The sequence below is a fragment of the Leucobacter sp. cx-42 genome (assembly GCF_014529985.1).
GTDB lineage: Bacteria > Actinomycetota > Actinomycetes > Actinomycetales > Microbacteriaceae > Leucobacter.
Genome location: NZ_JACVMU010000010.1, coordinates 67030 through 90648 on the forward strand (window position 1 = coordinate 67030; position 23619 = coordinate 90648).

17 protein-coding genes and 4 tRNA genes are annotated in these 23619 nt (G+C 62.5%); 6 read left to right on the plus strand and 15 right to left on the minus strand.

Going from position 1 to position 23619, the window contains the following annotated elements; translation table 11 throughout:
* Positions 1-81: 81 nt before the first annotated feature.
* The 4 genes from ICM05_RS10370 to ICM05_RS10385 all read right to left on the minus strand — a co-directional run bounded on the left by ICM05_RS10370 (position 82) and on the right by ICM05_RS10385 (position 6441).
* Positions 82-984, minus strand: a complete 903-nt coding sequence (locus ICM05_RS10370; RefSeq protein ID WP_188024514.1) for a hypothetical protein — start codon at positions 982-984, stop codon at positions 82-84.
* A gap of 4 nt (positions 985-988) precedes the next feature.
* On the minus strand, positions 989-1633 hold the full coding sequence (locus ICM05_RS10375; RefSeq protein WP_188024515.1) for an alternate-type signal peptide domain-containing protein: 645 nt from the start codon (positions 1631-1633) through the stop codon (positions 989-991).
* Between the two features lie 29 nt (positions 1634-1662).
* A complete protein-coding gene (locus ICM05_RS10380) occupies positions 1663-4404 on the minus strand; it encodes a right-handed parallel beta-helix repeat-containing protein (RefSeq protein ID WP_188024516.1) in 2742 nt (913 codons plus the stop codon).
* 396 nt (positions 4405-4800) lie between these two features.
* Positions 4801-6441, minus strand: coding sequence for a leucine-rich repeat domain-containing protein (locus ICM05_RS10385; protein WP_188024517.1), 1641 nt, complete (start codon positions 6439-6441; stop codon positions 4801-4803).
* Positions 6442-6739: 298 nt separating this feature from the next.
* Here ICM05_RS10385 and ICM05_RS10390 point away from each other — a divergent pair, with 298 nt between their 5' ends.
* Genes ICM05_RS10390 through ICM05_RS10400 form a run of 3 tightly spaced genes read left to right on the plus strand, consistent with a single transcriptional unit; the run spans position 6740 to position 8449 of the window.
* Entirely contained in the window at positions 6740-7381 is a 642-nt protein-coding gene (locus ICM05_RS10390; RefSeq protein WP_188024525.1) for a DUF4282 domain-containing protein, read from the plus strand.
* A complete protein-coding gene (locus ICM05_RS10395) occupies positions 7378-7620 on the plus strand; it encodes a DUF2510 domain-containing protein (protein WP_251364629.1) in 243 nt (80 codons plus the stop codon). The genes ICM05_RS10390 and ICM05_RS10395 overlap by 4 nt, the downstream gene beginning before the upstream one ends.
* Before the next feature lie 34 nt (positions 7621-7654).
* Positions 7655-8449 (plus strand): hypothetical protein, encoded by a 795-nt coding sequence (locus ICM05_RS10400; RefSeq protein ID WP_188024526.1) that lies wholly within the window; start codon positions 7655-7657, stop codon positions 8447-8449.
* Positions 8450-8478: 29 nt separating this feature from the next.
* On the opposite strand, the gene ICM05_RS10405 is transcribed toward ICM05_RS10400, so the two are convergent.
* Positions 8479-11679: a hypothetical protein gene (locus tag ICM05_RS10405; protein ID WP_188024528.1), complete on the minus strand. Its 3201-nt coding sequence runs from the start codon at positions 11677-11679 to the stop codon at positions 8479-8481.
* A gap of 288 nt (positions 11680-11967) precedes the next feature.
* Between ICM05_RS10405 and ICM05_RS10410 the strand changes: the two genes are divergently transcribed.
* Positions 11968-13788, plus strand: coding sequence for an RNA polymerase sigma factor (locus ICM05_RS10410; protein ID WP_188024529.1), 1821 nt, complete (start codon positions 11968-11970; stop codon positions 13786-13788).
* A gap of 188 nt (positions 13789-13976) precedes the next feature.
* Here the strand turns inward: ICM05_RS10410 and ICM05_RS10415 are convergent.
* The 4 genes from ICM05_RS10415 to ICM05_RS10430 form a co-directional block, all read right to left on the minus strand.
* Positions 13977-14050: transfer RNA gene (locus ICM05_RS10415), tRNA-Met, on the minus strand.
* A 29-nt stretch (positions 14051-14079) separates the two neighbouring features.
* A tRNA-Thr gene (locus tag ICM05_RS10420) sits at positions 14080-14151 on the minus strand.
* Between the two features lie 153 nt (positions 14152-14304).
* A tRNA-Met gene (locus ICM05_RS10425) sits at positions 14305-14378 on the minus strand.
* 29 nt (positions 14379-14407) lie between these two features.
* Positions 14408-14479: transfer RNA gene (locus ICM05_RS10430), tRNA-Thr, on the minus strand.
* Between the two features lie 215 nt (positions 14480-14694).
* On the opposite strand from ICM05_RS10430, the gene ICM05_RS10435 reads away from it, so the two are divergent.
* Together ICM05_RS10435 and ICM05_RS10440 are read left to right on the plus strand one after the other, a co-directional pair.
* Positions 14695-15174 carry a hypothetical protein gene (locus tag ICM05_RS10435; protein ID WP_353055886.1) on the plus strand — a complete coding sequence of 160 codons (480 nt, stop codon included), beginning with the start codon at positions 14695-14697 and terminating at the stop codon, positions 15172-15174.
* Positions 15175-15215: 41 nt separating this feature from the next.
* Positions 15216-16238, plus strand: a complete 1023-nt coding sequence (locus ICM05_RS10440; RefSeq protein ID WP_188024530.1) for a low specificity L-threonine aldolase — start codon at positions 15216-15218, stop codon at positions 16236-16238.
* Here the strand turns inward: ICM05_RS10440 and ICM05_RS10445 are convergent, their stop codons facing one another.
* The 6 genes from ICM05_RS10445 to ICM05_RS10470 form a co-directional block, all read right to left on the minus strand.
* Complete coding sequence (locus ICM05_RS10445; RefSeq protein ID WP_188024531.1) at positions 16239-17468, minus strand: multidrug effflux MFS transporter; 1230 nt, start codon at positions 17466-17468, stop codon at positions 16239-16241.
* A gap of 156 nt (positions 17469-17624) precedes the next feature.
* Complete coding sequence (locus ICM05_RS10450) at positions 17625-18380, minus strand: amino acid ABC transporter ATP-binding protein (RefSeq protein WP_188024532.1); 756 nt, start codon at positions 18378-18380, stop codon at positions 17625-17627.
* Entirely contained in the window at positions 18377-19243 is an 867-nt protein-coding gene (locus tag ICM05_RS10455; RefSeq protein WP_188024534.1) for an amino acid ABC transporter permease, read from the minus strand. Before ICM05_RS10455 ends, ICM05_RS10450 begins: the two co-directional genes overlap by 4 nt.
* A gap of 22 nt (positions 19244-19265) precedes the next feature.
* Positions 19266-20102: an ABC transporter substrate-binding protein gene (locus ICM05_RS10460; RefSeq protein WP_188024536.1), complete on the minus strand. Its 837-nt coding sequence runs from the start codon at positions 20100-20102 to the stop codon at positions 19266-19268.
* A gap of 58 nt (positions 20103-20160) precedes the next feature.
* Positions 20161-20592 carry a cupin domain-containing protein gene (locus ICM05_RS10465; protein WP_188024537.1) on the minus strand — a complete coding sequence of 144 codons (432 nt, stop codon included), beginning with the start codon at positions 20590-20592 and terminating at the stop codon, positions 20161-20163.
* Positions 20593-20639: 47 nt separating this feature from the next.
* Positions 20640-23600, minus strand: coding sequence for an adenosylhomocysteinase (locus ICM05_RS10470; RefSeq protein WP_188024538.1), 2961 nt, complete (start codon positions 23598-23600; stop codon positions 20640-20642).
* Between the last annotated feature and the right edge of the window lie 19 nt (positions 23601-23619).

Consider the following 23619-nt stretch of genomic DNA (forward strand, 5'->3'; position numbering starts at 1 on the left):
CTCCTTTTGGGTGAGCGCAGATGATCCAGATCCTGAGCGGCGCCCGTCGCCAAGGATCACGTTGTGGGGGTCTAGTGACGGCTAGTCGCGAGGACTGACCGCGGGGTTCAAGTTGGTGACGATTGGGTCGAGTGCAATGACAACATCCGGTTCGCCCGAGGGATCGGGGTAGATATCTGCTTCCCACTCGGCCTTCGCGCGCGCAGTTGTGGTGTCTTCAGCAGTCGCTTCGACCACTGCGCGGTTGAAATACGTGCCGAGAATCTCGAGCGCGGGTGGATACCCGATCTGCGAGTTCCAGCGGTCGACAGCACCGTTGATGCTGCCGTCCTCTGCGACGCCAGTGACCTGCACGTCGTTGACGTATGTGCCGTCGGCGACGGAGTTCCAGCTGATCGCTGCACACCATTCCTGGCTGCTTTCCGATCCGTCACGCGCCGCGCCTGGTTCCTGGAGGGAGACATCGTCACCGCCGAAGACATAGATGTTCTTCGGGGTTTCCCCCTCCGCCGTTTCTGGCGTTGCCGGGACCGCAGAGCAGTCACCGCCGGCGCCAGCACGAAACACTTTCAGGGTTGAGCGTTCGAGCACGGTACCCGGCGCCGCAACGCCGCTGCTCACGTCGTGCTCGGTCTCACCCGCGACTTGCTGCGTCACAGCAACGTCGTAGTTCAGGCCGGTGATGCCGAGGGCTGATCCGCTCGCGGTGAACCGCCAGATAACCGGGTCAGCGTCGATGCTGGTCTGCTCGAGCACCTCAATGACGGTCTTGCCAGGAAGCGTGACGGTCACCGGGGCTCCCGTCGCCGAGTACTCCGGCTCAGACACCGTCTCACTGGCAGCACCGAAGCGCACCGCACCAATTGACGTGTCAGCTACCTTTGCACCAACCTGCGCGTTCCAAAGCGCCGCAGCGCCAATCCCGAGGCCGAGCAGTGCAACCACCACGCCACCGGTCACCACATGACGAGTACTGCGTTTCATACGATCAGCCCTCCCCATCTGTGAATCCAGTACCGGAACGAACCTGCTCCAGCGTGACGTCGATACCGCCAATGGACCAGGCGTCCAGCGAGTCCAACGGGGCCTCGTCAGTCCAGGTGTAGTCACCAAGCACCTCGACGGTCATGACGACTGTCCAGTGAGCACTCACGCCGGCATTCGTGCCAATCAGGCCCGCGACATCCACCGGCGTACCGGGCAAAGCGTGCGCAGAAGCCGGTGCGCCGGTTGCGTCCTCAACCACGTAGGTTGCAGCGATCCGCCCATCTCGAAGATCTGCATTGGCGGCGGATCCCATCGCAACGTTCATCCGAGCGTTGAGATTGTCACCCTGCAGTTCAGTGGTGAGCGGGACGCGAAACTCAATCACGTCACCGGGCATGGAATGGAACCCATCACTGCCCTCGCTGAGCAATCCGCCAGCAGGGTCGTCAACGCCGGGGGTGATCTGTGCCCACGTGCCATCGCCGTAGCTCAGGTCAAGGTCGCCCGCGGTGATGTTGCCACCGGAGAACTGCGATTGCGCGTTCCACAGGGCGTACGTCACACCACCGGTTCCCAGCACCGCCAGACCGGCGATACCGATGCCCGCGATCAGGCGCGCACGTCGAGAGGTCTTCGCACCTTCCACGCGTGGCTGTGTAATGCCGAAGCGCATCACTACCCTTCACCGCCAACCGTCGTGTCTTCAGGAATCAGCGTCCCGCACGCCGACAGCAGCGCGCTCTTGCCGACCGGCAGCTCAGACACCACGCCAATGACACCGTCCGTACCCAGGCGGGTATCAGAGTCCGTCACCGTCACGTCAGTGAGCACCGTGGCCCAGTCATCAGCCGAGATATTGGAGACCTCGTACACGAAGCAGACCGCCTGCTTGTCCGTGAGTCGAGCACCAGCGAGCGCTTCCGTTCCGGTCGCGAGAATCTGCGCCGGTGACGAGGAGTCACCCACATCAGTGAATGCGCGCTTGGTGATCTTGACCGACGGGTCAGTAGCGAACAGCTTGACGAGCAGATCACGCACCACGAGTCCATCGAAGTTCGTATCGGCAGAGACCACCGTGTGCGAGAAGCGCGCGGGAGTATTCGCCGGGACATCGCCCGCTGCGGCCGTCACTTTGATCTTGCCCGAAGTAGTTTTTCCGGCAGGAATGACGGCAGCGAGATCGCTCGCCTCAACACCGTGCTCGGTAGCCGCCGCGTCAGGAGTTGCGGCGAACTGCAAGTCTGCGCTGGGCTTCGGCGCACCCGATGCGACGGAGAACTCGTACGGTTTGCCAGCTGGCTCGCCCGTCACCAGAGTGAAGGAGTTTGGTCGCACTTGCACGGGGTTCGTGAAGGTGATGTTCGCGTCGGTACTCGTCGCAGCGGCTCGGTTTGAGAGTCCGCCCACGCTGCGCACCTTTTCAGCCTGGATGGCCGCAGTCACCTGAGCAGAGTCATCCACGCGGGCAATCACGGTGAATTCGCGATCCGCGCTCCCAGAAACGGGCGTGACCGAAACTGAGCGGGGGTTGAGACGGCTCGCATCAATGGTGTCTGCGTTCGCAGCCGCAGTGATATCAACCGCAGCCGCCGTCACGCTGTCCGGGTTCAGCGGCAGCGATGACTTCACGGTGTAGTGCAGATCACGCGCAAGCGTCGGGTCGTTCTGATCGCTCTGCTGATCAATCGTGAGCTCAGGTCGGCAGCTTCCGCTGAAGCCAACCATGCGCGAGTACTGAGATGACTGACCTGAGTCAGCACCGACGGTCTGCAGGCGAATGAACCCGCCAGCAATTCCGGTATCCGCATTCACAATCGTTGCAATATCTGTCTCGCCAACCACCGTCGACGGGAACTCCTGTTCGCCAACCGGCAGATCCAACACGAGCTTCGCGTTCTCACCGGTCACACCAGAGACACGACCGAGGTAGATTTCTGCGTGCTTCGCCGCCGTCCAGTACAGGTCAAGATCGACAGTGCTCTCCGGGAACGGGCCAGTCGTGGGAGCCATGACGTCGAGCGTCGCGACGCAAACGGGGGTGTCTGCCGGCAGCGGCGACTGCACCTGCATCGATCCAGCCGGTGTGGCACCAGTGAGCACCGTCGCGGGCTTGTTCGGGTACCACGTCGTCACGCGATCATTCGCGTTCGGAGCGTTGTCGACCATCAGGGTCGTGTTGTCTGCGGTCTCCTCATTCACACCAGGCGCAGCCTGGCTTGCGCTGCGCGCGCCAAACGTGTTCTTTTCCACGTTAACGTTGCCAGTCTTCGTGAGATAGACCGAGGTCGTCGTGTAACCGTTGAAGTAGTTGTTGGCCACACGGAGGTTGCCTGCGCTTCCACTCGTGGTGTTGCCGTTCCAGACCACCGCATGAGTTTGGCCGCCGGTGGCGCGCACAAACTGGTTCCCCGTGATCTCGTTGTCGCCGGCCATCGCACCAAACGGGAGTCGAATGAACGCGTTGTTCACGCCAGTGCCGTAGCCCTGAACGTTGATGAATTCGTTGTCGACGATCTTGATGTTCGAAGCCTTCACCGAGTATCCAGCGAGGTCAGCGGTCGAGAACGCGAATGCAGTCTGGCCGGTGAGGTTCGATACGAACGAGTTCTTGAACGTGAAGCCGTCAACGACGACGTTCTGGTTACGCGGCAGGAACTGCATGAGGCTGGTACGGCAACCCGAGCCGTCTGCGGCGTTACAGTAGCCGCCTACGGTGTAGGTCGCGCGAACGTTGTCGATCACGACGTTCTCGATGGGGGTTGCGTTCTGTGCGTTGAAGTAGAACAGGCCGGTTGCGACGCCAGCGTCATAGAAGCCCTGCACGCGGTAGTTCTTGAGGGTCACATTCTTCGACCCCTCGCGGAACACGATGAACCGCTCCGGTCCATAGTGCGCCTGGGTCACTGATGATCCGCCGTCGATGGTGACGCCGTCAGCCTTCGGACCCATCACGAATGAGCTCTCGCCAGAAAGCACCTGCGTGACGTTCTTGAACTCAATGTTCGGGCCGTTCACGTGAAACAGTGCGCCGCCGGCGTCAATCGTCGCTTCGACCGTGACCTGATTCTTCAGGTCGATCGTGACGGGGGCGGTAACGAGGAAGTGTGCACCGCCGTCCTGGTTCGACACCGCTCCGGTCTGCATGAACTGGTAGCCGGTCGCGACCGGGTTGATGTTCCCGGTAAAGCCCGCCGCTGGGGTGATGAGAATCTCACCCGGGGCAAGATTCAGCGCATTCGATTCCTCGAGCGCAGCGCGCAACGTGCACGTGCCCGCAGCCGTCGCACAGACGCCATCACCGGGGCTCGCGTCTTTCGCGTTCGCGGTAACGTCGTACGAGTTCAGCTCAAAGGTGTGCGTGACCGCCTGCGCACTCGGTGCTGTCAGCAGCGGGCCGAGCAAGGCAGCTACACTCACCAGCGCGAGGGCACTCCAGGTGATGCGTGAACGAGTGGCACGCGCACCTCCGCCTGCACGATGACGCGCCAGACTTCGCGCTCTGCTTGATAGAGTGCGATTTCTCATGCCCCGACTACCTGCTTTCCGATGAACTGGACACAGACGTAATTCACGTCCGCTGTGGTGTATCCAGCTTCACCCGCCGAAAGCGCGGGAAACGGCGTTCGGTACCGCACGAGACGGTGTTGAGTCTTGGAGGGTCGGCCATTGAGTAACGCCTCAAGCCACCCTGGTAATGAATCGATACGGGCCGTGTCGATACACCGAGGGGCATGTCACGCCAGCACACAAAAGGGCGAGGCCCCCTGGATAACCAGAGGGCCTCGCCCGTTGCCTCACTTGTAAGGGAGACTCTTACGCCTCGTGCCGCCTGCGACGCACGGTGAGCGTCAAGATTCCCAACGCCAGCAGCGCTGCACCCGCAAGCCACATCCCAGCGACACCGTCCATACCGGTGTTTGCGAGCTGCGCGTGCTGATCGCCTTGAGCCTGGGGAATTTGTCCGCCACCTGGCACGTTCTGATTATCCTCACCAGGGTTCACGGTCGGCTCCTCCGAACCGTCAAATTCATCTTGTACGAGTTCCAGCTCGAACGACCGCTCGATAGCGTTGCCGTACCTGTCGGTGAGCTCAACAACAGGGCTATAGTGGCCAGACTCAGTCGGCACACCGGTCAGCTGCCCATCTGCACCAAGCGCCATTCCGGGAATCGCTGACCCACGCAGGGTATATTCACCGCCTGCAAACTCCGCAATGGTTGAGAAGTCAAACTCAAGGGCGTGACCTTCGGTCGCGAGCACACGCTCACCGTGTCCCGGCGCCGAGTCAAAGTCTGCAAAGGTCACGGGGGAAGTGACAGTTGCCGAGTAATGTGGGGCGCCGCCACCCTCGGGAGAATACTCGAAGACCGCAGAGATCTCCGTTTCAGTCCCGTCAAGCCCAGTCCAACGCGTGCCACCGGTCGCAATTGGCTCCGCTCCTGTAGAAGCAATCACCGGGCTTCCCCCTGGCATACTGAACGGCGCTGCGGTATCGAGGTTCACATAGGTCGTTTCGGTGGCCGATGGGAACACCCGCGGCTGACTAATCGTCTGGTTCCGGAAGCCAACCTGCTCGAGGCTCGGCCAGGTATCGATCATAGAAATGTCAGTGACGTGATTGCCGTTCACGTTGAGAATCGAAAGGTGCGGCAAGCCCGCAACGACAGAAATATCGCTGACGTTCGCGTTCGGCACTGAGATCGTTCGCATTTCGGGGAGATCCCGCAGGGGTGCAAGGCTTGAGACCGAAGTCCCCTGCGCGTAAACCTCCCGGAGAATTGGCGACTCCGACAATGGGGAAAGGTCATACAGTTCCGGGACATTTGCCACCTCAACGCGCACGAGGTTTTTTGCACCACTCAACGGCTTGATGTTGGTGATGTTCGTTCCATTGAGCGCCACGTAATTCAAGAACGGAAGTTCCTGCAGGGCGGAAATGTCAGTCAGCGGGCTTTCAAGTACCGTGCCACCGTTCGAGGTGAGGTAGCCCGCATACAAATACCGCATTTGCTCAGCGCTGACGAGCGGATCGAGCGTAGTGACCAGCGGATCGAGCGTAGTGACCAGCGTGCCTCGCATTTCCAGCGTCGTGAGCCTCGTGGCATATCCCAGACCCGTGAGATCCCTCACCTCAAGCCCATCGATGTTGAGAGACACAAGCTTCCGCAAGGTAGCGCGCGTCAATTCTGTCTTTCCCGTTCGCTGCAGGATTGCCTCAGCCAGGATCGGGTCGGGCACATTAACGATTTCGTCGTCATTGTCTCGATCACTGTCATCGCCAGGGTCGATGATCTCTGGCAGTTCCGCCGGCTCCACGAACCCGTCTGACGTTACCGGGATGTCAACGAGCGGGTTCACCGCCTGAGCAGTGGTAACTCCGGCTGTGCTCAACGCCAGCGCCACGGCCGCAACACCGACGGTCAACCTGCGTGAATGCATCGATCGCTTCTTCATGAATCCTCAATCTGTAATGCTCGAGGGAATCTGAATACATGCGCGGGTCGAACCCAGCACGGCAACTCATCCTCGAGAAACTCATTGGCTTCAACCTAGAGTCAGCATAATAATTCCTATACAAACGCAAGCATATTGGTATCTGTGGGATTTGTAGCCCAAAAGCGCGCGGCCACTTAGCCCCAAGGTCAGAATCAGTGAAACTGATAGCCTTTCGATAGATTATTCAAATTTCTTTCGCAACAACACCGAGCATCTACAAGATCACGGCATCACTTGGCGAGAAAGAGGCGGCGCAATGACTGAAACCCCACACTCCACTCCACCAGCCGGCTGGCACCCCGATCCCGCGGGCAGCGACCAGCTGCGCTTCTGGGACGGCTCCGCCTGGACCGAGCAGTTGCGCCCGGCCAGGGTACAAGCTGAAGCGCCGACTCAGAACGAGACCCAGGTGCTGACTGATGTGCAGACTGACGCAACACCTGCGGCACCTGACACCGCTGCCAACGCGGCGCCCCACCCCGGCGCGGCCAGCATCCCGCCGGCATACATGCGCCCGCAGATCCCAAACCAGGGCCGCTTCTCGGCACAGTTTGAAACCGGTTTCTTCCGCAGCCTCTTCGATCTCAGCTTCGCATCGGACAAGGTCGTCACGATCTCCATTGCGCGCCTCATCTACTTGCTGTCAGTCGTCTTCGCGGGACTTTCGTGGATCATCGGTGCCATCGCACTGTTCTTCATGGGCGCGACCGACTACAACGGCGACGTCTTCATTGTGTGGGGTATCTTCCAGCTGTTGTTCGGCTGGATTGGTTCGTTGATCTTTGTCGTCCTCGTGCGAGTGTCGCTCGAAGTGATGATCGCGCTCATTCGCACCTCGCAGAACACCGCGAAGCTTGTGCACATTGAAAACGCGAAGTCAGGAAACCAGAACTCATGATGACGAGCTACTACTTCTTCCCAGTGCTCCTGGTACTGACGCCGACTATCTTCGTCCTCTCGGTCATCGTGTCGATCGTGTTCCTCGCGATCCGCGGTAAGAAGGCCCAGAACGATGCGCTCAACGGCCCCATCGCGGCCGGTTGGTACATCGACCCCTACGATCCCGCGAGCGAGCGGTTCTGGGACGGCAACGCCTGGACCGCGCAGCTGCGCCCGCGCGCTTCCGGGTCTTTCTGAGTCCGCGATCCGCCCCTCACGCACGAAAGAAATCATGAGCACTTCTGAAACTCCTGACACCAACGCTGAGGGCGCGGATCTCGCCAACTTCCCGCCACCACACGATCTCAGCGCGTTCCCGCCGCCGACGGGGCCCGGCACCGCCGCGGCCGCGGATGCGTCCGCACCGACCCCGAACCTGAGCGAGCTGCCGCCGCCGGCAGTTCCCGCTCCCCCGGCGTCCCCGGTCTACGTTCCCACGGCGGCGATCGCGTCTGAGTCGGAGGCGCCTCGACCGCCGAAGTCTCGCAAGGGCATCATCATCGCGGCCATTGCAGTGCTCACGATCGCGATCGCCGGCGGCGCGACCGCGCTGCTCTGGCCGAGCGCAGACGACACCGCGGCAACGCAGGCCGCTCCCGTAGAGACATCCGAGACGCCCTCCCCTGACGCAGCACCTGAGCCGGCACCCGCGCCTGCGCCGCAGGTTGACGTACCAAAGCCGGCCGAGACGGGTCACCATAAGCCGACAGGCGATCCGCACACCACTGGCCTCTGCCCTACGGGGTCTGAAGAGCAATACTTCGGAACCACCACCGACTTCACGGTGCGCATCTGCAACTCCGGGGGTTACAGCTACACCTATGTCGGCGGCAACCAAGAGCTCGGCTACCAGGTGCTCCCGGCGGAGATCGGCGCGAGTACTTCCGGCACGAGCTTCGTCGCCAACAACGACGGTACGAAGTATGCCGTCCTCTTCGACCGCCTGATCGTCACCCCGGCAGGCGAAGGGCCATGGGACCAGGTCTGGCACACCGGCAACATGACAGAACTGCACCCAGGCGGATAACGCCCGGGTGCAGTTCTGTCATTTCTTCGTTAAGCCGAGCGACGGCGGCGCGCAAGCAGCGCTCCACCTGCCGCAAGGATGAGTGCGGCGATGCCCGCAATCACCCACGGCGTCGAGCCACCGGTCAACGCAAGGCCACCGGTCGGTCCGGTACCCGGCTTCACTCCGGGATCCACACCCGGCTCCGGGTCGATCGGGACCGAAGTCATCGGGGTGGCACCGTGCCAGTCGTCCGAATCCTCAACCTGCTTGCCCGTGTGGATACCCACCGCCGTCACCGTTGCGCGATCACTGTGCGACTCATCGAGTGCAAGTCCCGGCAGGGTTCCGGTGCACGAGAACTGCGTGCCGATCTTGAACGGGCCAGCCCACTCAGTGCCGGTTGAGTCGTCAGGGAACGTGCAGACGAGGTTCGTGATCTCTCCGACGCCGTCGATGAGCTTGTCGCTCACGCGCACATCGATGAGATCTTCGCGTCCATCGTTCGAGACCGTGAAGTTGATCTTCTGCTCTTCACCCTCGGTCAACGGGAACCCCGGAGCCGCGTCGTGATCACCCTCGTATCCGTCGTTCGTGAGTGCGCCAGAAGCGTCGTACTCGGGCGTCTCACCCTCGTCGTTCCACTTCTCAATGTCGATGCTCGGATCACCCACCGGGGTAATCACAGCTTCTGATCCGGCAATCGTGTTTACGATCGGCTTCGACGCGTCGGTCGCGCGAACCGCGAAGTACGTGACGATCCGCCCCTCGGTGGGATCAAGGTTCGTACCGTCAGCCTGGCGAATGGTGACGACACCGTCCGCATAGCTCGAACGCACGTTGCCGCGCATGTCAGTCTCTGCGTCTGTGGTGTTTTCCAGGTTCGGCACCCCATCTGCGTCGAGTTCAACGAAGCCAAGGAACTCGACCGATTCCGGAAGCACGTCTTCACGCGTGAAGATGTTCACGGGGAAATCAGTGCCGTAGCTGCCGCGCGGGATCAGCTCGATCGCATACACAAAACGGTCGTCGACAAACGCGCCGTCCTCAACGACCGCGTTCAGGTTCGCCGTCCATTTGCCGGTTTCGCGATCGAATACGCGCTTGCGCATCTCTGCTTCATCGCCGAACGAGGTGGCTTCCGATTCGTCTTCGCTCCAGTAATCCCAGTCGGAGTCGACACTGTGCAGGGTCGCGCGGTTGTAAATTTCGAGCGTCTGCTTGCCGGTGAGCGGAACCGTCGTGAAGATGACATCAATAGTCCAGCGCTGGTGCTTGGGCTGCGCAGCAACAACCTGCTTGCCCGCCTCGCTCAGCTCGATGACAACGTTGCCTGACTTGTCAGCGCTCAGCGCGAAGTGCTCGCGGGTGAGGTTCGCACCGCCATACGTGCCCGAGACAGGAATCGACGCAAGGTCAGTAACGTCGAAGATCTCGGTGTTGATCTGATCGACAATGCGGCTCGTCAGCGGATCAACCTTCGGCTTCGCCGTGTCAATCGAGAACCGGTACGGCACCTTTGCGCTCTCACCAGGGACTACGCGAACCTCTTCAGCGCCGGCAGTCTTTGTGAACGCAGCGGTATCGTTGACGCCGCCCTCAATGTCCTTGGGCAGCACGACAACCTGCGCGTTGTGCTCCTTCTTCACCGGGTTGCCATCGCCGAAGTAGAACTCAGCCTTGTTGTTCCAGGGGTACGAAGTACCCCCAACAACGGTGGTCTGGTCATTGCCAGGCAGACCGGCAACCGTGTTCAGCTGGGCCTTGACCTTGATCTGAACGTTGGTTCCCTTGTTCTTCCCGACATTGACGAACAACGTCTGGCCCACGACGGCATACTGGCCGACGTACTTTTCTGCGGCGAAATCTGCGGCGGATCCGCTAAAGCCAGCCGCTTCGGTCAGCGCAGTGAGCGGGCCCTCGCCGGCAATGGTGATGAACCCGTCACCGGTCTTCCACGACGCCTGCTCGATGAGCGTGTCACTGATGACGGCGTTCTGCTGCAGGGTGAAGTTCGCATTGCGCTCGTCCCACGGGGTGAGGTTCGCACTCAGGGTGTAAGTCATAGGCGCGGCAGGCGTGAGCTTGCCCTGCTCGTCAGCGATGACATCACGCAGGTTCCAGTTGCCGCTCTTCCCGAAATAGTGACCGGCGCCCACGCCAGGAATGTTTCCACGCAGGTACACGTCAGTCTTGCGCTCGTGTTCATCACCGAAGGTTGCGGTGTTCGTCAGCTGGAGTTGGTACACACCAGGAACGCCCTTGCGATCTCGGAACTGCTCGCGCAGTGCCGACTCAAGCTGCTCGAGGTCGGTGACCTGAACGTCGTACGTGATCTTCAGCACCGACTGCGCAGGCACGTCAACGACACCTGCGAAGCTGTTGCCGGTAACGGTGGGCGCAAACCCAATCGCGTTCGTCTCGCCTGCGGCGGTGAGCTCTGCCACAAACGAGTCTGCGACATAGCTCAGCCCCTGGGGCAGGGCGTCTGCAATGGCGTAACCAGTACGCGCGTCAGCCGACTGCATGGTGAGCGTGTAGGTCAGCTTCTTGTCGGCCAGCTCTGGCTTGAGCCCCACAAACGCGTACTCTGGCGCATCGCCCATCACGACGTACTCGTCGAGAAGGTTGGTGTTCACTGCCTTTGCGTAGCTATCGGTGATGTTCTCAGGCGGGGTCACCGTCTCCTCGACAATAATCTTCACGCCGCCAGAGTCGTCACCGATCTCCCAGCTGATGGGCGACTCAGTGTTTCCGTCAACCTTGCCCACGACGAGCTGAATAGCGAATGCGCCCTCAGTGATGTCTCCGGGAAGCGGATCTTTGAAGGTCACCGTGTAGGTTCCATCTGCGTTCTGCACCGCAGATTCGACGGCTTCGTTCTTCGGGAGTCCGCCGGACACCGTGACCTGTTTCGGCAGCGTGAACTTGATCTGCTTGCCTGCGATCTGCTGCGCAGCGTCGTACTGCACACGCAGCATCATCTGTTCGCCCTCGGGGATCACCGTGTCATCTGCAACGACCGCCCCCTTGTACAACACCGAAATATTGATGCCGGGTACGGCAGCCTGCGCTGCGGTACCCGCAACGCTCACCAGACCAATGCCAACTGCGATTGCCGCAATTCCAGCAACGATCCGTGACCACACGCTGCGGCGTTCCCCACGCTGCTCCTGTGTGTTCGCGATCCCCGGAAGTCCTACTCCCGAAGCGTTCCGCCGCGCTTTCGCGCGCGCCGAATTCTCCACCATGTTTCCCCCCATAGATGCGTGTAGTTCACGCATTCACGTTTAGAGGCCCGACTCCCGCACTGAGAAAGGGGATTCTTGGAGACAGAAGCCGGGCCCACTAATACACACCGGCAAAGGACATGAATCGTGACGCGAATCACAAAAATTCATCAGAAGATTCACTACAGGTGTGCATTAATCGCATATTCAACGCATACTGGATGCTGGGGATTCGCGGCGTTTCACGCCGTTTGGCCGGTACAAGCTGTACCTGGGCCAGCACTGGGGTACGAGTTTGGGGAGGACTCAATGGCCCATATTCAGGTGCGCACAGCACCCGATTCAGTGTTGCTTGAAGCAACTCGATCAGGTGATGTGGACGCATACGGGGAGCTGTGGAACAGGCATGCCCGGGCAGCCGAAACCGCTTCGCGCAATTTCGCGCCCTCGCTTGATGCTCAAGACCTCGTTTCGGAAGCATTTCTCAAGATCTTCCGTGCGCTCAAAGCGGGCAAAGGCCCGACTGAAGCGTTCCGTCCCTATATGTATCGGGTGCTCCGATCACTCTCAGCTGATTGGCTGCAAGAACGCGATCCGATCGTCACGTCAACCCGCGAACCGCTCGACACGGTCCCAGACACAGACACAGCTTGGCCCTGGGACGACGGCGTGCTCGAGGGCGAAATTGCCGTACAGGCATTCCTTGCGCTCGACGAACGGTGGAAATCGGTGCTGTGGTACACCGAAGTGGAGCAGCTACCTCCCCGCGAGGTCGCCAAGCTCATGGGAATCTCCCCGAACGGTGTCTCGAAGCTCGCCGCCCGAGCGCGCGAGGGGCTACGCTTTGCATGGATCGAAGCCCACCTCGCAAACAAGCGTCACGCGCCAGAGTGCGAACGCCCGCTGCGCTTACTCCTGAAGCTGCAGCGCGGGCGTCTCGCGACGAAGCTCTCCAATGAGCTCCAGTCGCACCTTGATGACTGTGCGTTTTGCCGCAATGCTGCGTACGAGCTCGACACCGCCAAGCGTCGTATCGTGCCCGCGCTCCTCCTGCTCATCGTCGGCAGCGGGTCTTCGACGCTGTTCCTCAATGCCTTCGGGCAGACAGCCCCCGCTTCGGCCGCGGGGTTTTTTCCACCTGCCGACGGTGCTGCCGGGACGCTCGTCCCGCCCGATTTTCTCACCGCGGGCGACGCGGGTGTGCAGGCTGTAGCTGCCGCAACGGCGGGAGCTACAGCGGCCGGCGCGAGTGGAAGCTCTGCGAGTGCCGGCACCGCTGGGGCGAAGGGCTTCCTGTCCCTGCTGCGTTCTCCGGTCAATGCGGTCGCAGCGGGCAGCGCCACTGTGCTCGGCGCCGCAGGCGCCATTGCGATTGCGGCAGGCGTGCTGGCGCCAACGGCCGAAGAAACCACTGCTGCCCCAACTCCGGACACCAGTGTTTCAGTTCCAGGTAACAGCACCTCAGAGCTGTCTACCCCCATTACAGATCCGAGTGCACTCTCCGCACAGGAAGAGCGCCCCGAACCAGGCGCCGACCCCTCACATCCGCAGAACGATGGCGTGGCGGTGTTCGACGGCAATACCGAGCCACCGACAGGCACCGATACCCACGGGCCAGACTCATCTGGCGATGGCGACTCCGATGGCACCGGCACCGGTGAGAAGCCCGATCCCGGAACCGACGGAAATGAAGACGGCGGCACAGACGGTGGCGACGACGGTGATGGCGACACTGGTGGTGAGACGCCGAATGATGGCTATGATCATTCACTCTTCCCAAACCAGCTGTGCTTCTTCGAGCACGAAGGTCCGGGTTCGATCAATCTTGCGGGCGTAGCCTCAGACCCCGGTTACGTAAAGGTGCGCATCACACAGCCACCCGCCAAGCATCCCGTAGAACTCATCGTCGCAAATGGCGTCACCACAGTTACCGGATATGGCAACTGGTGGTTTACGGAACCCCTCAACCCGCTCGAGAAGTGGGACGGACTCGCGCCAGGAGACATTCGTAACACCCTCGTTGAGGTGCAATTGCTCACGTTCGACGGCCGCAAATCCCCGTGGAAGCCCGTCACCCTGCCGGTCACGCCGCCCCCGATCGAAACCTGCGGGCTCGTTCCGGTGAGCTAACGGTGTGTGCCGGTCAGCCCCACATGCGACCGATGGGCACCGCAGTGCTCCCTGAGCAACAGCGCGCGCTAGGTGTGGCCTGCAACGAACGCGCTCATCGAGCAAGGCGAACCAAGCTCAACGACATGACCTTCACCCGAGAAAAAACAAAACCCCCTGGCGAACCAGGGGGTTTAATCGGCTTGTCGTAGCTGAGGCGGGACTCGATCCCGCGACCTCACGATTATGAGTCGTGCGCTCTAACCAGCTGAGCTACTCAGCCATATTCTCTGCAAGAGAGAAACAAGCCAGAGCCCCGAGCCAGGATTGAACTGGCGACCCCTTCCTTACCATGGAAGTGCTCTACCACTGAGCTATCGGGGCGTAGTTATCTTGCGACAACCGTTCTATCTTAACAAGCACCATCACCGGTGCGAAATCCCACACACACGGCGTGTCACAAGGCGACCACCTGCAGAAAAGCAGACACAAACAACAAAACCCCCGCCAAAAGCGGGGGTTCTGCGCGACTCTTCGTAGCTGAGGCGGGACTCGATCCCGCGACCTCACGATTATGAGTCGTGCGCTCTAACCAGCTGAGCTACTCAGCCATACTCGGCCCGAAGACCAAAAGAGTCAGAGCCCCGAGCCAGGATTGAACTGGCGACCCCTTCCTTACCATGGAAGTGCTCTACCACTGAGCTATCGGGGCGTCGTTGTCGATGACAACTGCTATACAGTACCAATAGATTTTGGACTCACGCAAATCAGCCCCCTTTTAGGTGGATTTTTGGCTCAGGCATTAGGATCGATGAAGAAATGCGGGCGTGTCGATTGCTCGATTCGGGTGCGAGAAACGCACACCAAAGATACGCGCAAGCACACACTGTCACCGCCCCACCAGCACCTCACAAAGGAGCCCACACCGTGAAGAACGCAGTAGTGACCACGATCGGACTGCTTCTCGCAGCCTGGATGTCGCTGAGCCACTGGGCATTCGGCATTGGCGGCCCGCTGACGTGGTGGTACCTCCCCTGCATCGGCCTGACGTTCGCGGCGCTCCAGCTCTGGCTTGCGCAGCGCATGCGTGTGACGGTGGCGAACGGCAAGCGCACGAGCCGCAGCACGGTCGTCGCAATCATCCTGTCGTGGGCGTGCGCGGTCGGCTTCGGCCTCACGGTGCCGAACGAGGTCGCGGGCGAGCTCGTCTCGATCGTGAGCCCTGCTTCAGGTGGCGGCCTCTCGATCGGCATGTCCATCGCCCTCTGCAACCCGCTCGGCATCATTGCCTTCGCGATCGGCGGCATCGCGGTCGCCTTCGCGATCAATGACTCGCGTGACAAGCGCGAGGAAGAAGAAGAGTACTACCCCGGTGAGGGCGAGATGCCCAAGCATCCGCTCGCGTAACACCGGCACGCCACCCGCCCCAACAGGCGTACGCTGAAGCAATGAGCACCACATCCTTCGCGTCCGATAACTGGGCAGGCATTCACCCCGAGGTTCTTACGGCAATCGCTGAGGCGAATGTCGGTCACCAGCCGGCGTATGGCGGCGACGAGTGGACGGGCCGCTTCCAGGATCTCGTGAAGCAGCTCTTCGGCACCGAGGCTGAGGCGTTTCCCGTACTGAACGGCACGGGCGCGAACGTGCTTTCGCTGCAGGCTGCCTCGCCACGATGGGGCGCGATCATTTGCGCTCGCACGGCACACATCGCGACCGATGAGACCGGCGCCCCTGAGAAGACGGGCGGACTCAAGCTCCTCACCGTCGACACCCCTGACGGCAAGCTCACTCCCGAGCTCGCTGCCCGCGAGGCGTGGGGCTTCGGCAATCCGCACCGCGCTGAACCGTCGGTCATCTCGATCTCGCAGTCGACCGAGTTTGGCACGGTCTACACCGCGGCTGAGATCCGCGCGCTCGCTGACTTCGCGCACGAGCACGACATGCTCCTGCACCTCGATGGCTCGCGCCTCGGGAACGCAGCCGCCTTCCTTGGCGCGACCTTCGCCGAGCTCACGACCGACGCTGGCGTCGACATTCTGAGCCTGGGTGGCACCAAGAACGGATTGCTCGGCGCAGAGGCTGTGGTGGTGTTGCGTCCCGGATCCGCGCCAGGACTCCCCCACCTCCGCAAGATCAACCTCCAGCTCGGCTCCAAGATGCGCTTCGTTTCGGCGCAGTTGCTCGCGCTGTACGAGGGCGATCTGTGGGATCGATCCGCCTCCCATGCGAACGCAATGGCGGCTCGCCTCGCAGCGGGTATCGCAGAAATTCCGGGGGCGCGGATCGCGCACGCCGTCGAATCCAACACCGTCTTCGCGCATCTGCCAGCCGACATGGCTGCGCGCGGCCAGGCGGCCTTCGCGTTCGGCGGTTGGCCCGGCGGCGACGCCGACCTCTACCGCCTCATGTGTGCCTTCGACACGACCGAAGCCGACGTCGAAGCGTTGCTCACAGCGCTCCGCGGCTAGTTAGCTCGCGCTCCGCGCATCGCGCGCGAGCCGGCGAATCGCGACCCCGGCCATCACGAACGAGCCGCCCGACAGGACGAGCATCGTGAGGAAGGTCGGGGCCGCGCTGTCTGTGCCAAAGACGCTCCCGAGCGGGGTGCCCAGCGCACCGAAGAGGAACTGGCCGAAGCCGACGATCGACGATCCGGCACCGACCATGCCGGCCGCCTGCCCGACCGCGAGCGCCGATGCGCCAGGCATGATCATGCCCGTTGCGAAGGTGAACGTGCCAATGATCGCGATGTATGCGGGCAGCGGGAAGACGCCGATGAGCGCGAGCGCTGCGCCCGTGACGATCATCAGCAACTGGATGCTCTGCCCGACGCGGAGTGAGCGGTGGGGACCGATCCGCCCAGCGAGGCGTGCATTGAACAGGGCGCCGACCATGAACGTCACCGAGCCGAACGAGAAGATCAGCGAGTACTCAACTGGTGAGAGCTCGTAGATGCCCTGCGCGATGAACGACGAGGCGCTGATGTAGACCATCATGGCGGCGTATCCGAGGCCGAATGCCAGCGCGAAGCCCATGAACTGCGGCTTGCGCACGAGGGAGCCAATGTTGCCAGCGAGGACGCGCGCGTCGAACGGCTGCCGCTTGTCGAGCGACAAGCTCTCGGGGATCTTGAGCGCCGCGGCGATGAACATGCCCACCGAGAGCAGGCTCAGGCAGACCATGGGGGCGCGCCATCCGCCGAGCTGTGTGAGCCACGCGCCAAGCGGATTACCGAGCGCGGGACCGAACGAGATGATGACGAACAGCACGCTGTAAGATTTCGCGGTCGTGCGCGGATCTGAAATGTCCGAGATCACCGCACGCGCAAGCACTGTTCCGGCAGCGCCAGCCAAGCCCTGCAAGAACCGCACGGCGATAAACATCTCGATCGACAGGCTGAACACGACCGTGACGCCGCAGAGCGCGAAGATCGCGAGGCCAATCAGCAGCGTGAAGCGGCGGCCGAGGGCATCCGAGATCGAGCCGATGATGAGCTGACCGCACGCGCCGCCAATAAGGAACGCCGTCAGTGTGAGCTGTGCACCAGATGCGCCGACTCCGAACGCCTCAGCGATGCTCGGGAACGCCGGAAGATACAGATCGGTCGAGAGCGAACCGGCCATCGAGATGTATCCGAGGACGAGCATCAGGCCCGGGGTAATACGTCCCGACGGTGGTGCAACGCTGCGTCCGATCATCATTCCAGGCTATCGCAGGGGTGCCCGCATTGCGCGAGGCAGATGCACACCCCTGCGATGTGAGTACGTTACTGAGCGTTCCTGCGGCACGCTGAAGCCCCGCACACCAATCGGTGCACGGGGCTTCAGCGTACGGCGCGAGACGCCTCAGAGCCGCTACAGCCCAGCAACGCGCGAGAGGAATTCCTTCGTCTCGGGATGCTGCGGGTTTTCGAAGATCTGCTCGGGGGTTCCCGATTCGATGAGGCGACCCTTCGAGAGGAAGACGACGCGGTCTGCGACCTTACGCGCGAACGACATCTCGTGGGTGGCCATGACGATGGTCGAGCCCGACTGCTTGAGTTCGCCTACGAGGTCAAGGACCTCCCCGACGAGCTGCGGATCGAGCGCGCTCGTGATCTCATCGAGCAGAAGCAGGCGCGGATCAGTCGCGAGCGCACGCACGATCGCCACGCGCTGCTGCTGACCACCAGAGAGACGGTCGGGGAATTCCTTCGCTTTCGCGCCGAGGCCAATGCGCTCGAGGAGTTCCATGCCGCGCTTCTCTGCGTCGCGCTTCGAGACGCCGAATACCTTGCGGCTTGCAAGGGTGACGTTGTCGAGCACGGAGAGGTGCGGGAAGAGGTTGTAGTGCTGGAACACGACGCCAACCCGGGCGCGCACGCTATCAACGTTCGCGCGGGGGTCGGTGATGTCTTCGTCACCGAGGAAGATCTGACCGTCATCTACCCGCTCAAGCAGGTTGATGGTCTTCAGCAGGGTCGACTTACCCGAGCCACTCGCACCGATGAGCACGACGACCTCGTGCGCGTTGACATCGAGATCGATGCCGCGCAGGACCGGGGTCTCACCGAACCACTTCTGGACGCCACGGACGCTGAGGACGGGCGTTGTTGCCTGGTCGGCACTCATACCTGACCACCAATCTGCTCGCGGCGCTGTGCACGGGCGGTGTACCAGTCAGTCACGCGGATCATCGGCCACGACAGCAGCACGAAGAAGATACCCGCGACGACGTACGGCGTGAAGTTGTAGGCGCTTGCGACCTCGATCTGGGCGGCGCGGATCGCGTCAACCGCACCGAGCACCGAGATCAGGCCGACGTCCTTCTGCATGGACACGAAGTCGTTCATGAGCGCGGGCGTGACCTTGCGGACGGCCTGCGGCATGACGACGAGGCGGAGCGTCTTCGCGTGGCTCAAGCCGAGCGAGCGCGCTGCCATGCGCTGTGAGGGGTGCACGGCTTCGATACCAGCGCGAAGCACCTCTGCGATGTACGAGGAGTAGGTCAGGGTCAGCGCGATTGCGCCCCAGACCTGCATGGGCAGGTGACCGACGAAGCCGAGACCGGGCAGACCGAAGCCAACCAAGTACAGGACGAGCAGCACGGGAATGCCACGGAAGAAGTCGGTGTACAGAGCTGCGCCAAGGCGGATCGGGGTGAAGACCGCGCCCTTGAGCGTACGAGCGATCGCGAGCAGCGAGCCGAAGATCGCCACGAGAATCGAGGTGAAGAACAGCACCTGGACGTTGAGCCAGAGGCCCTTGAGAATCTCGGGGGCCGAGGCCTTTGCGATCTCCCAGTCGAAGAACGAGCGCTTGACGTCTTCCCAGCCGGGGCTGTTGACGAGCGCGATCCAGACAACGATCGCGAAGACGATCGTGCTGAGGATGCTGATGGCGAGCGACTTAACGCTCTGCTTGCGACGGAACGCACGGCGCCCGACCTCTACCTCACTGGGTACAGGTCGGGCGCCGTGGTCACTTGAAGTCACTGAAGACAATTCGTGAAAAGCCTTACTTCAGAACCGGAGCGCCGCTGTTGTCAGCGATCCACTTCTCAGCGAGCTCATCGAGCGTGCCGTTCTCACGAAGGGTGTCGATTGCCTCGCTCACGGGCTTCGTCAGCGACGAATCCTTTGCAAGGAGCACCGAAAGCTTGTCGCCAGCCTGCGAGCTTTCGATCTGGCCAACGAGCTTGCCGTTCTCGAGCACGCCGTACGCGTTGTAGAACGCGGTGGGGATGTCGGTGACGAGCGCGTCGATGGTGCCAGCCTGGAGCGCCATGACTGCGTCCTCAGTGCTGTTGAAGATCTGGGGGTCAACGCCCACAACTTCCTTGACAACCTTGATCGAGGTCGAAGCTGCTGCAACACCGAGCTTGACGTTCTTCAGGTCAGCGATCGATGCAACACTTGCTGCCTTCGAATCTTCGGTGGTGACAACAGCCTGGCCGGTCTCGTAGTACGGCGTCGAGAAGTCGACAGCGTTCTCACGCTCGGGCGTAGCCGAGTACTGCTGGATGTTGAAGTCGAAGTCCTTCGGACCCGGCGCAATTGCCGCGTCGAAGGGGGTGCGGGTCCAAACAACCTCGTCCTTGGCGAAGCCAAGCTCGTCAGCGATTGCGTACGCAACGGCTGCTTCGAGGCCCTCGCCCGACTCGGGGTCATCATTCTCTACCCACGGCGAGTACGCCGGGTTGCCGGTAGCAATGGTGATCTTGCCCGGGGTAACGGTCTCGAGGCCGTGAGTGGTCTCTGCTGCCGTGTCAGCGCCTGCACACGACGAGAGCGCGAGCAATGCTGCGAGGGCGCCCGCTACTGCGGACGAACGACGAAGGAACTTGCTGTTCACTGTTTGTCTCCAAAAGGTTCTGGCGCGCGGCTGCGGATTTGCGCGCTAATGGTCAATTCTACTCGGTCTCGAGACGCCAGTCGGCAAAGTCGAAACCTGGCGTAACCATGCAGCTCACGAGGACATTTTCGCTGCCGGGGTTGGTGCGCTGCCAGACCCCTGCGGGCACGAGTACCTGCTGCTTCGCGCCAGGGGTTCCTGGGGCGCCGAGCAAAATCTTCTCGCCGTCGACCGGGTTCTCTCCCGTGCCGCCGAGCTGCAGTTCAAGGGGGCCGGGACCGTGCCACAGCCACATCTCGTCTGACGAGACGACGTGCCATTCAGAGCGGTCACCGGCGGGCAGCCAGAAGTGAATGAGCGTCACTGCGGGGCGCAGACCGCCGGCGGTTTCAATCGCATCGGTCGCCGTGTACATGCGGCGGTAGTAGCCACCTTCGGGATGCGGTTCAAGGCCGAGCTCAGTAATCGGATCGTATGCTGCGTCAGTCATCTGCTGCACTCTTTCTGGTGGAGAAGTCAGTCGTGGGGTGCGGATCGCTACGCGCGGAACCGCTCAACGCCGGCAACGATCGTGCGGCGGCACGTGCCAGCGCCAGCCTCGACGAGCTCCGCGAGAGCCGCGTCGGGGTCGGAAGCGTCGATGTCGAAGAACGCGAGGTCGGCGAGGGCACCGACGGCGAGCTGGCCGATCCGCTGCGGACCAACGCCGAGACCGAGGGCGGTCGCGCCGCCGAGGGTCGCCGCATTGAACAGGCGCTGGTGTAGGTCGTGGTCGCCGTAGCCCTGCTCGCGCGCAATCTTGTAGAGCAACTCGACGTCAGCGAGCGGGTCAAGCGACGGCGAGGAAGACAGTGAGTCAGTGCCGACGCAGATGAGGTTGCCCTCTCGCAAGTAGGCAGCGACGGGAGGCATGTCGAGGCCGATGACCTCGTTCGAGCGCGGGCAGAGCGCGACCGAGGTGCCGCGGGCACGCAGGAGCGAGCGGTCGCGGTCAGTCATGTAGACGCCGTGCGCGATGTGGCAGTCGGGGCCGAGCACCCCAAGGTGATCGACGAACTGGGTTGAGCTCACACCGACACCGCGGTTGCGCAGCGCGCGGAAGCTCTCAGCGCCCATCTCTGCCCACTCATCGTGGTTCGAGTGGTGTTCGAGCTCCATGTGCGCTTCAGCGAGGTGGATGTGCAGGCGCATGCCGCGGCCGCGCACGAGGTCGGGGACGTCGAGCAGCGGCTGCACTTCAAGCGAGTACGGGGCGTGCGGCGAGACGCCAACCCCTGGGGTCGCGGGCATAGTGTCGAGCTGCAGCGCGGTCTGGTCGCGGCCGGTCTGCTGCCACTCGTCGTTGCTCCAGCCCATGACCTCCCAGTACGCGATGCCGTGCATGCCGGCGTCGTGCAGGGCGGTCGCCGCGGAGGTGTCCGTCACAACATCTGCCGCAGCAGTCGTACCGCTCGCGAGCGCGAGGCGCGCGCCCTGCGCTGCAGAGGCAGCCCAGTCGTGCACCTGATGGTCGTAGATCGCGTCAAACGCGAGCGCCCAGTCGTCGAAGCCGTTGTAGGTGCGCTTCGCAACCTCAGCCATGCTCGTGTACTGCAGGTGTGTGTGGCCGTTCACGAGACCGGGCGTGAGCACGCCGTCCCAGTGCTCTTCTGCGAAGTCGATGCCGTTATCGCGCAGCGACTGCACGACCCAGCCGCGGTCACCAACGTGCATGATGCGGTCACCGCGCACGGCGACGGCGCCGTTCACGATACGTGGGCCGGTCACCGGGATGACCAGGTCAGCGCTGTAGACGGTCACCGTTGGGGTTTCGGCCGGCTTCGCAGGCTTGCCGGCCTGCTCGGGTACTGCGGTGCGATCCGCACCCGTATCGCTCGGGGCAGCCTGGGCTTGGTAGCGCTGGCTGCGCCAATCAGCGGCGGCGTGCGCCTGGGCGGCGTTCTTCGTGTCGACCGTACTGCCGTGGGTCGCGAGCGCGAGGCGTGCGATGCGCTGCTCTTGATCGCTCGAGAGCGGGAAGATGCCCGGCGCGAGCTTCGCGTCGCCGAGCGCTCCCATGTCGAGGAGCTGGCGCAGTGCGGCAAGCTGGGCGGCGAACGAGAGATCCATGATCTCGATCGGGTTGCCGCCGCTCGCCGTGTAGTTCACTCCGTAACCGTGGGCCAAGATGATGACTTCGTGCGCGGATCCCGCAGCCCCAACGTCGACCGTGCTGATCTGGGGTGTGAGGTCGTGCATGGCGCGGCCCTCGAAGTCGATCTCGGCGTCAACGCCGCCAGCGACCGCGAAGATCGTGCCGGGGCGAGCGTGACGTGCGAGGGGCAGGTCGACCGTGTCGCGAACACCAGACGCCGAGACGATCACGTCAGCAATCGCGGCGGCCTCTGCGGCGAGCGCGACGTCGTAACCGTCGGCTTCAGCGGTGAGGGCACGAACGGTGTCGAGCTCTGCAACGATGACCTTCGCGCCGAGGGCGCGGGCGTGACGGGCGACGCCTGCACCGACCGGGCCGTAGCCGAGCACGAGCCAGGTCGCGTCTGCTGTCTGGGGTACCGGACGCATCGCGCGGAGGGTTTCGAGCTCATCAACGATCGCGAAGACGCAGGTCTGACCCGTGCCGTGCAGGTTGTCGAAGAGGGTCTTCACTGCCGAGTCGTTCACGGGAACGACGGGAATCTCGAGTTCGCCGTCTGCGTGCATGTGGCGGAGCGGGCGGACACCGCTCGTGGTCTCCTCTGCCGCACCGCGCAGTGAGGCGCGCGCCTCGGGCATGAGGTGCGCGAGGCGAATGAGGTGGGCTCCGTCGTCAATGAGCAGCTGCGGCTGCCAGCGAATGAGGTCACGCGCTTGCTCTGCCTCGTGTTCTGCGTCGGCGTCGTCGCTCGCGAGCACGACGATGCCGCGGGCGCGCAGGGCTGCTGCCGCCTCGGGATCAACCTCGTTTGCTGGCGCGAAGACGCGCACGTCAGCGCCAGCGCGCGCAAGCTCCAGCACGAGTACCGCGGTCTTGGGTTCGAGCACGAGCACGACACCGATGCGCACACCGCGCAGGGCGCCGCTCACTGCGAACTCCTCTGCCAGCTCGCGCGTGATCGGCATGTACTGGTGCGACCACTCGATGCGTGCGGCACCGCGCTTCGCGAGCGAATCGCCCTCGGTTGCTGTGGCCGTGGGGCCGACCAGGGCTGCGCCCTCGGCGATGCGGATCGGGCCGGTCGCTGCTGCTGCCGTTTCTGCGTCTGCGTCTGCTTCTGTGGGCAACGCTGCGGCTCCCGCCGCGAACACCACCTCTACGTCAGCAGGCACCGGGGCACCCTGTTCAAGCACCGTCACGCGCGCGCCCATGCCCGCGAGCATCTGCTGCAGCGTCGCGGTCATTTCGGGCGCTGCCGAATCAGGCATGACACCCATGCGGGTGCCTGCGATCAAACGGTTCGTTGAACGGTTAAACCGGGCGACCAGTCGCTCGGCACGGTACACATCAGAAGCGGGACTCACCCCTCTATTGTCTCAGGGT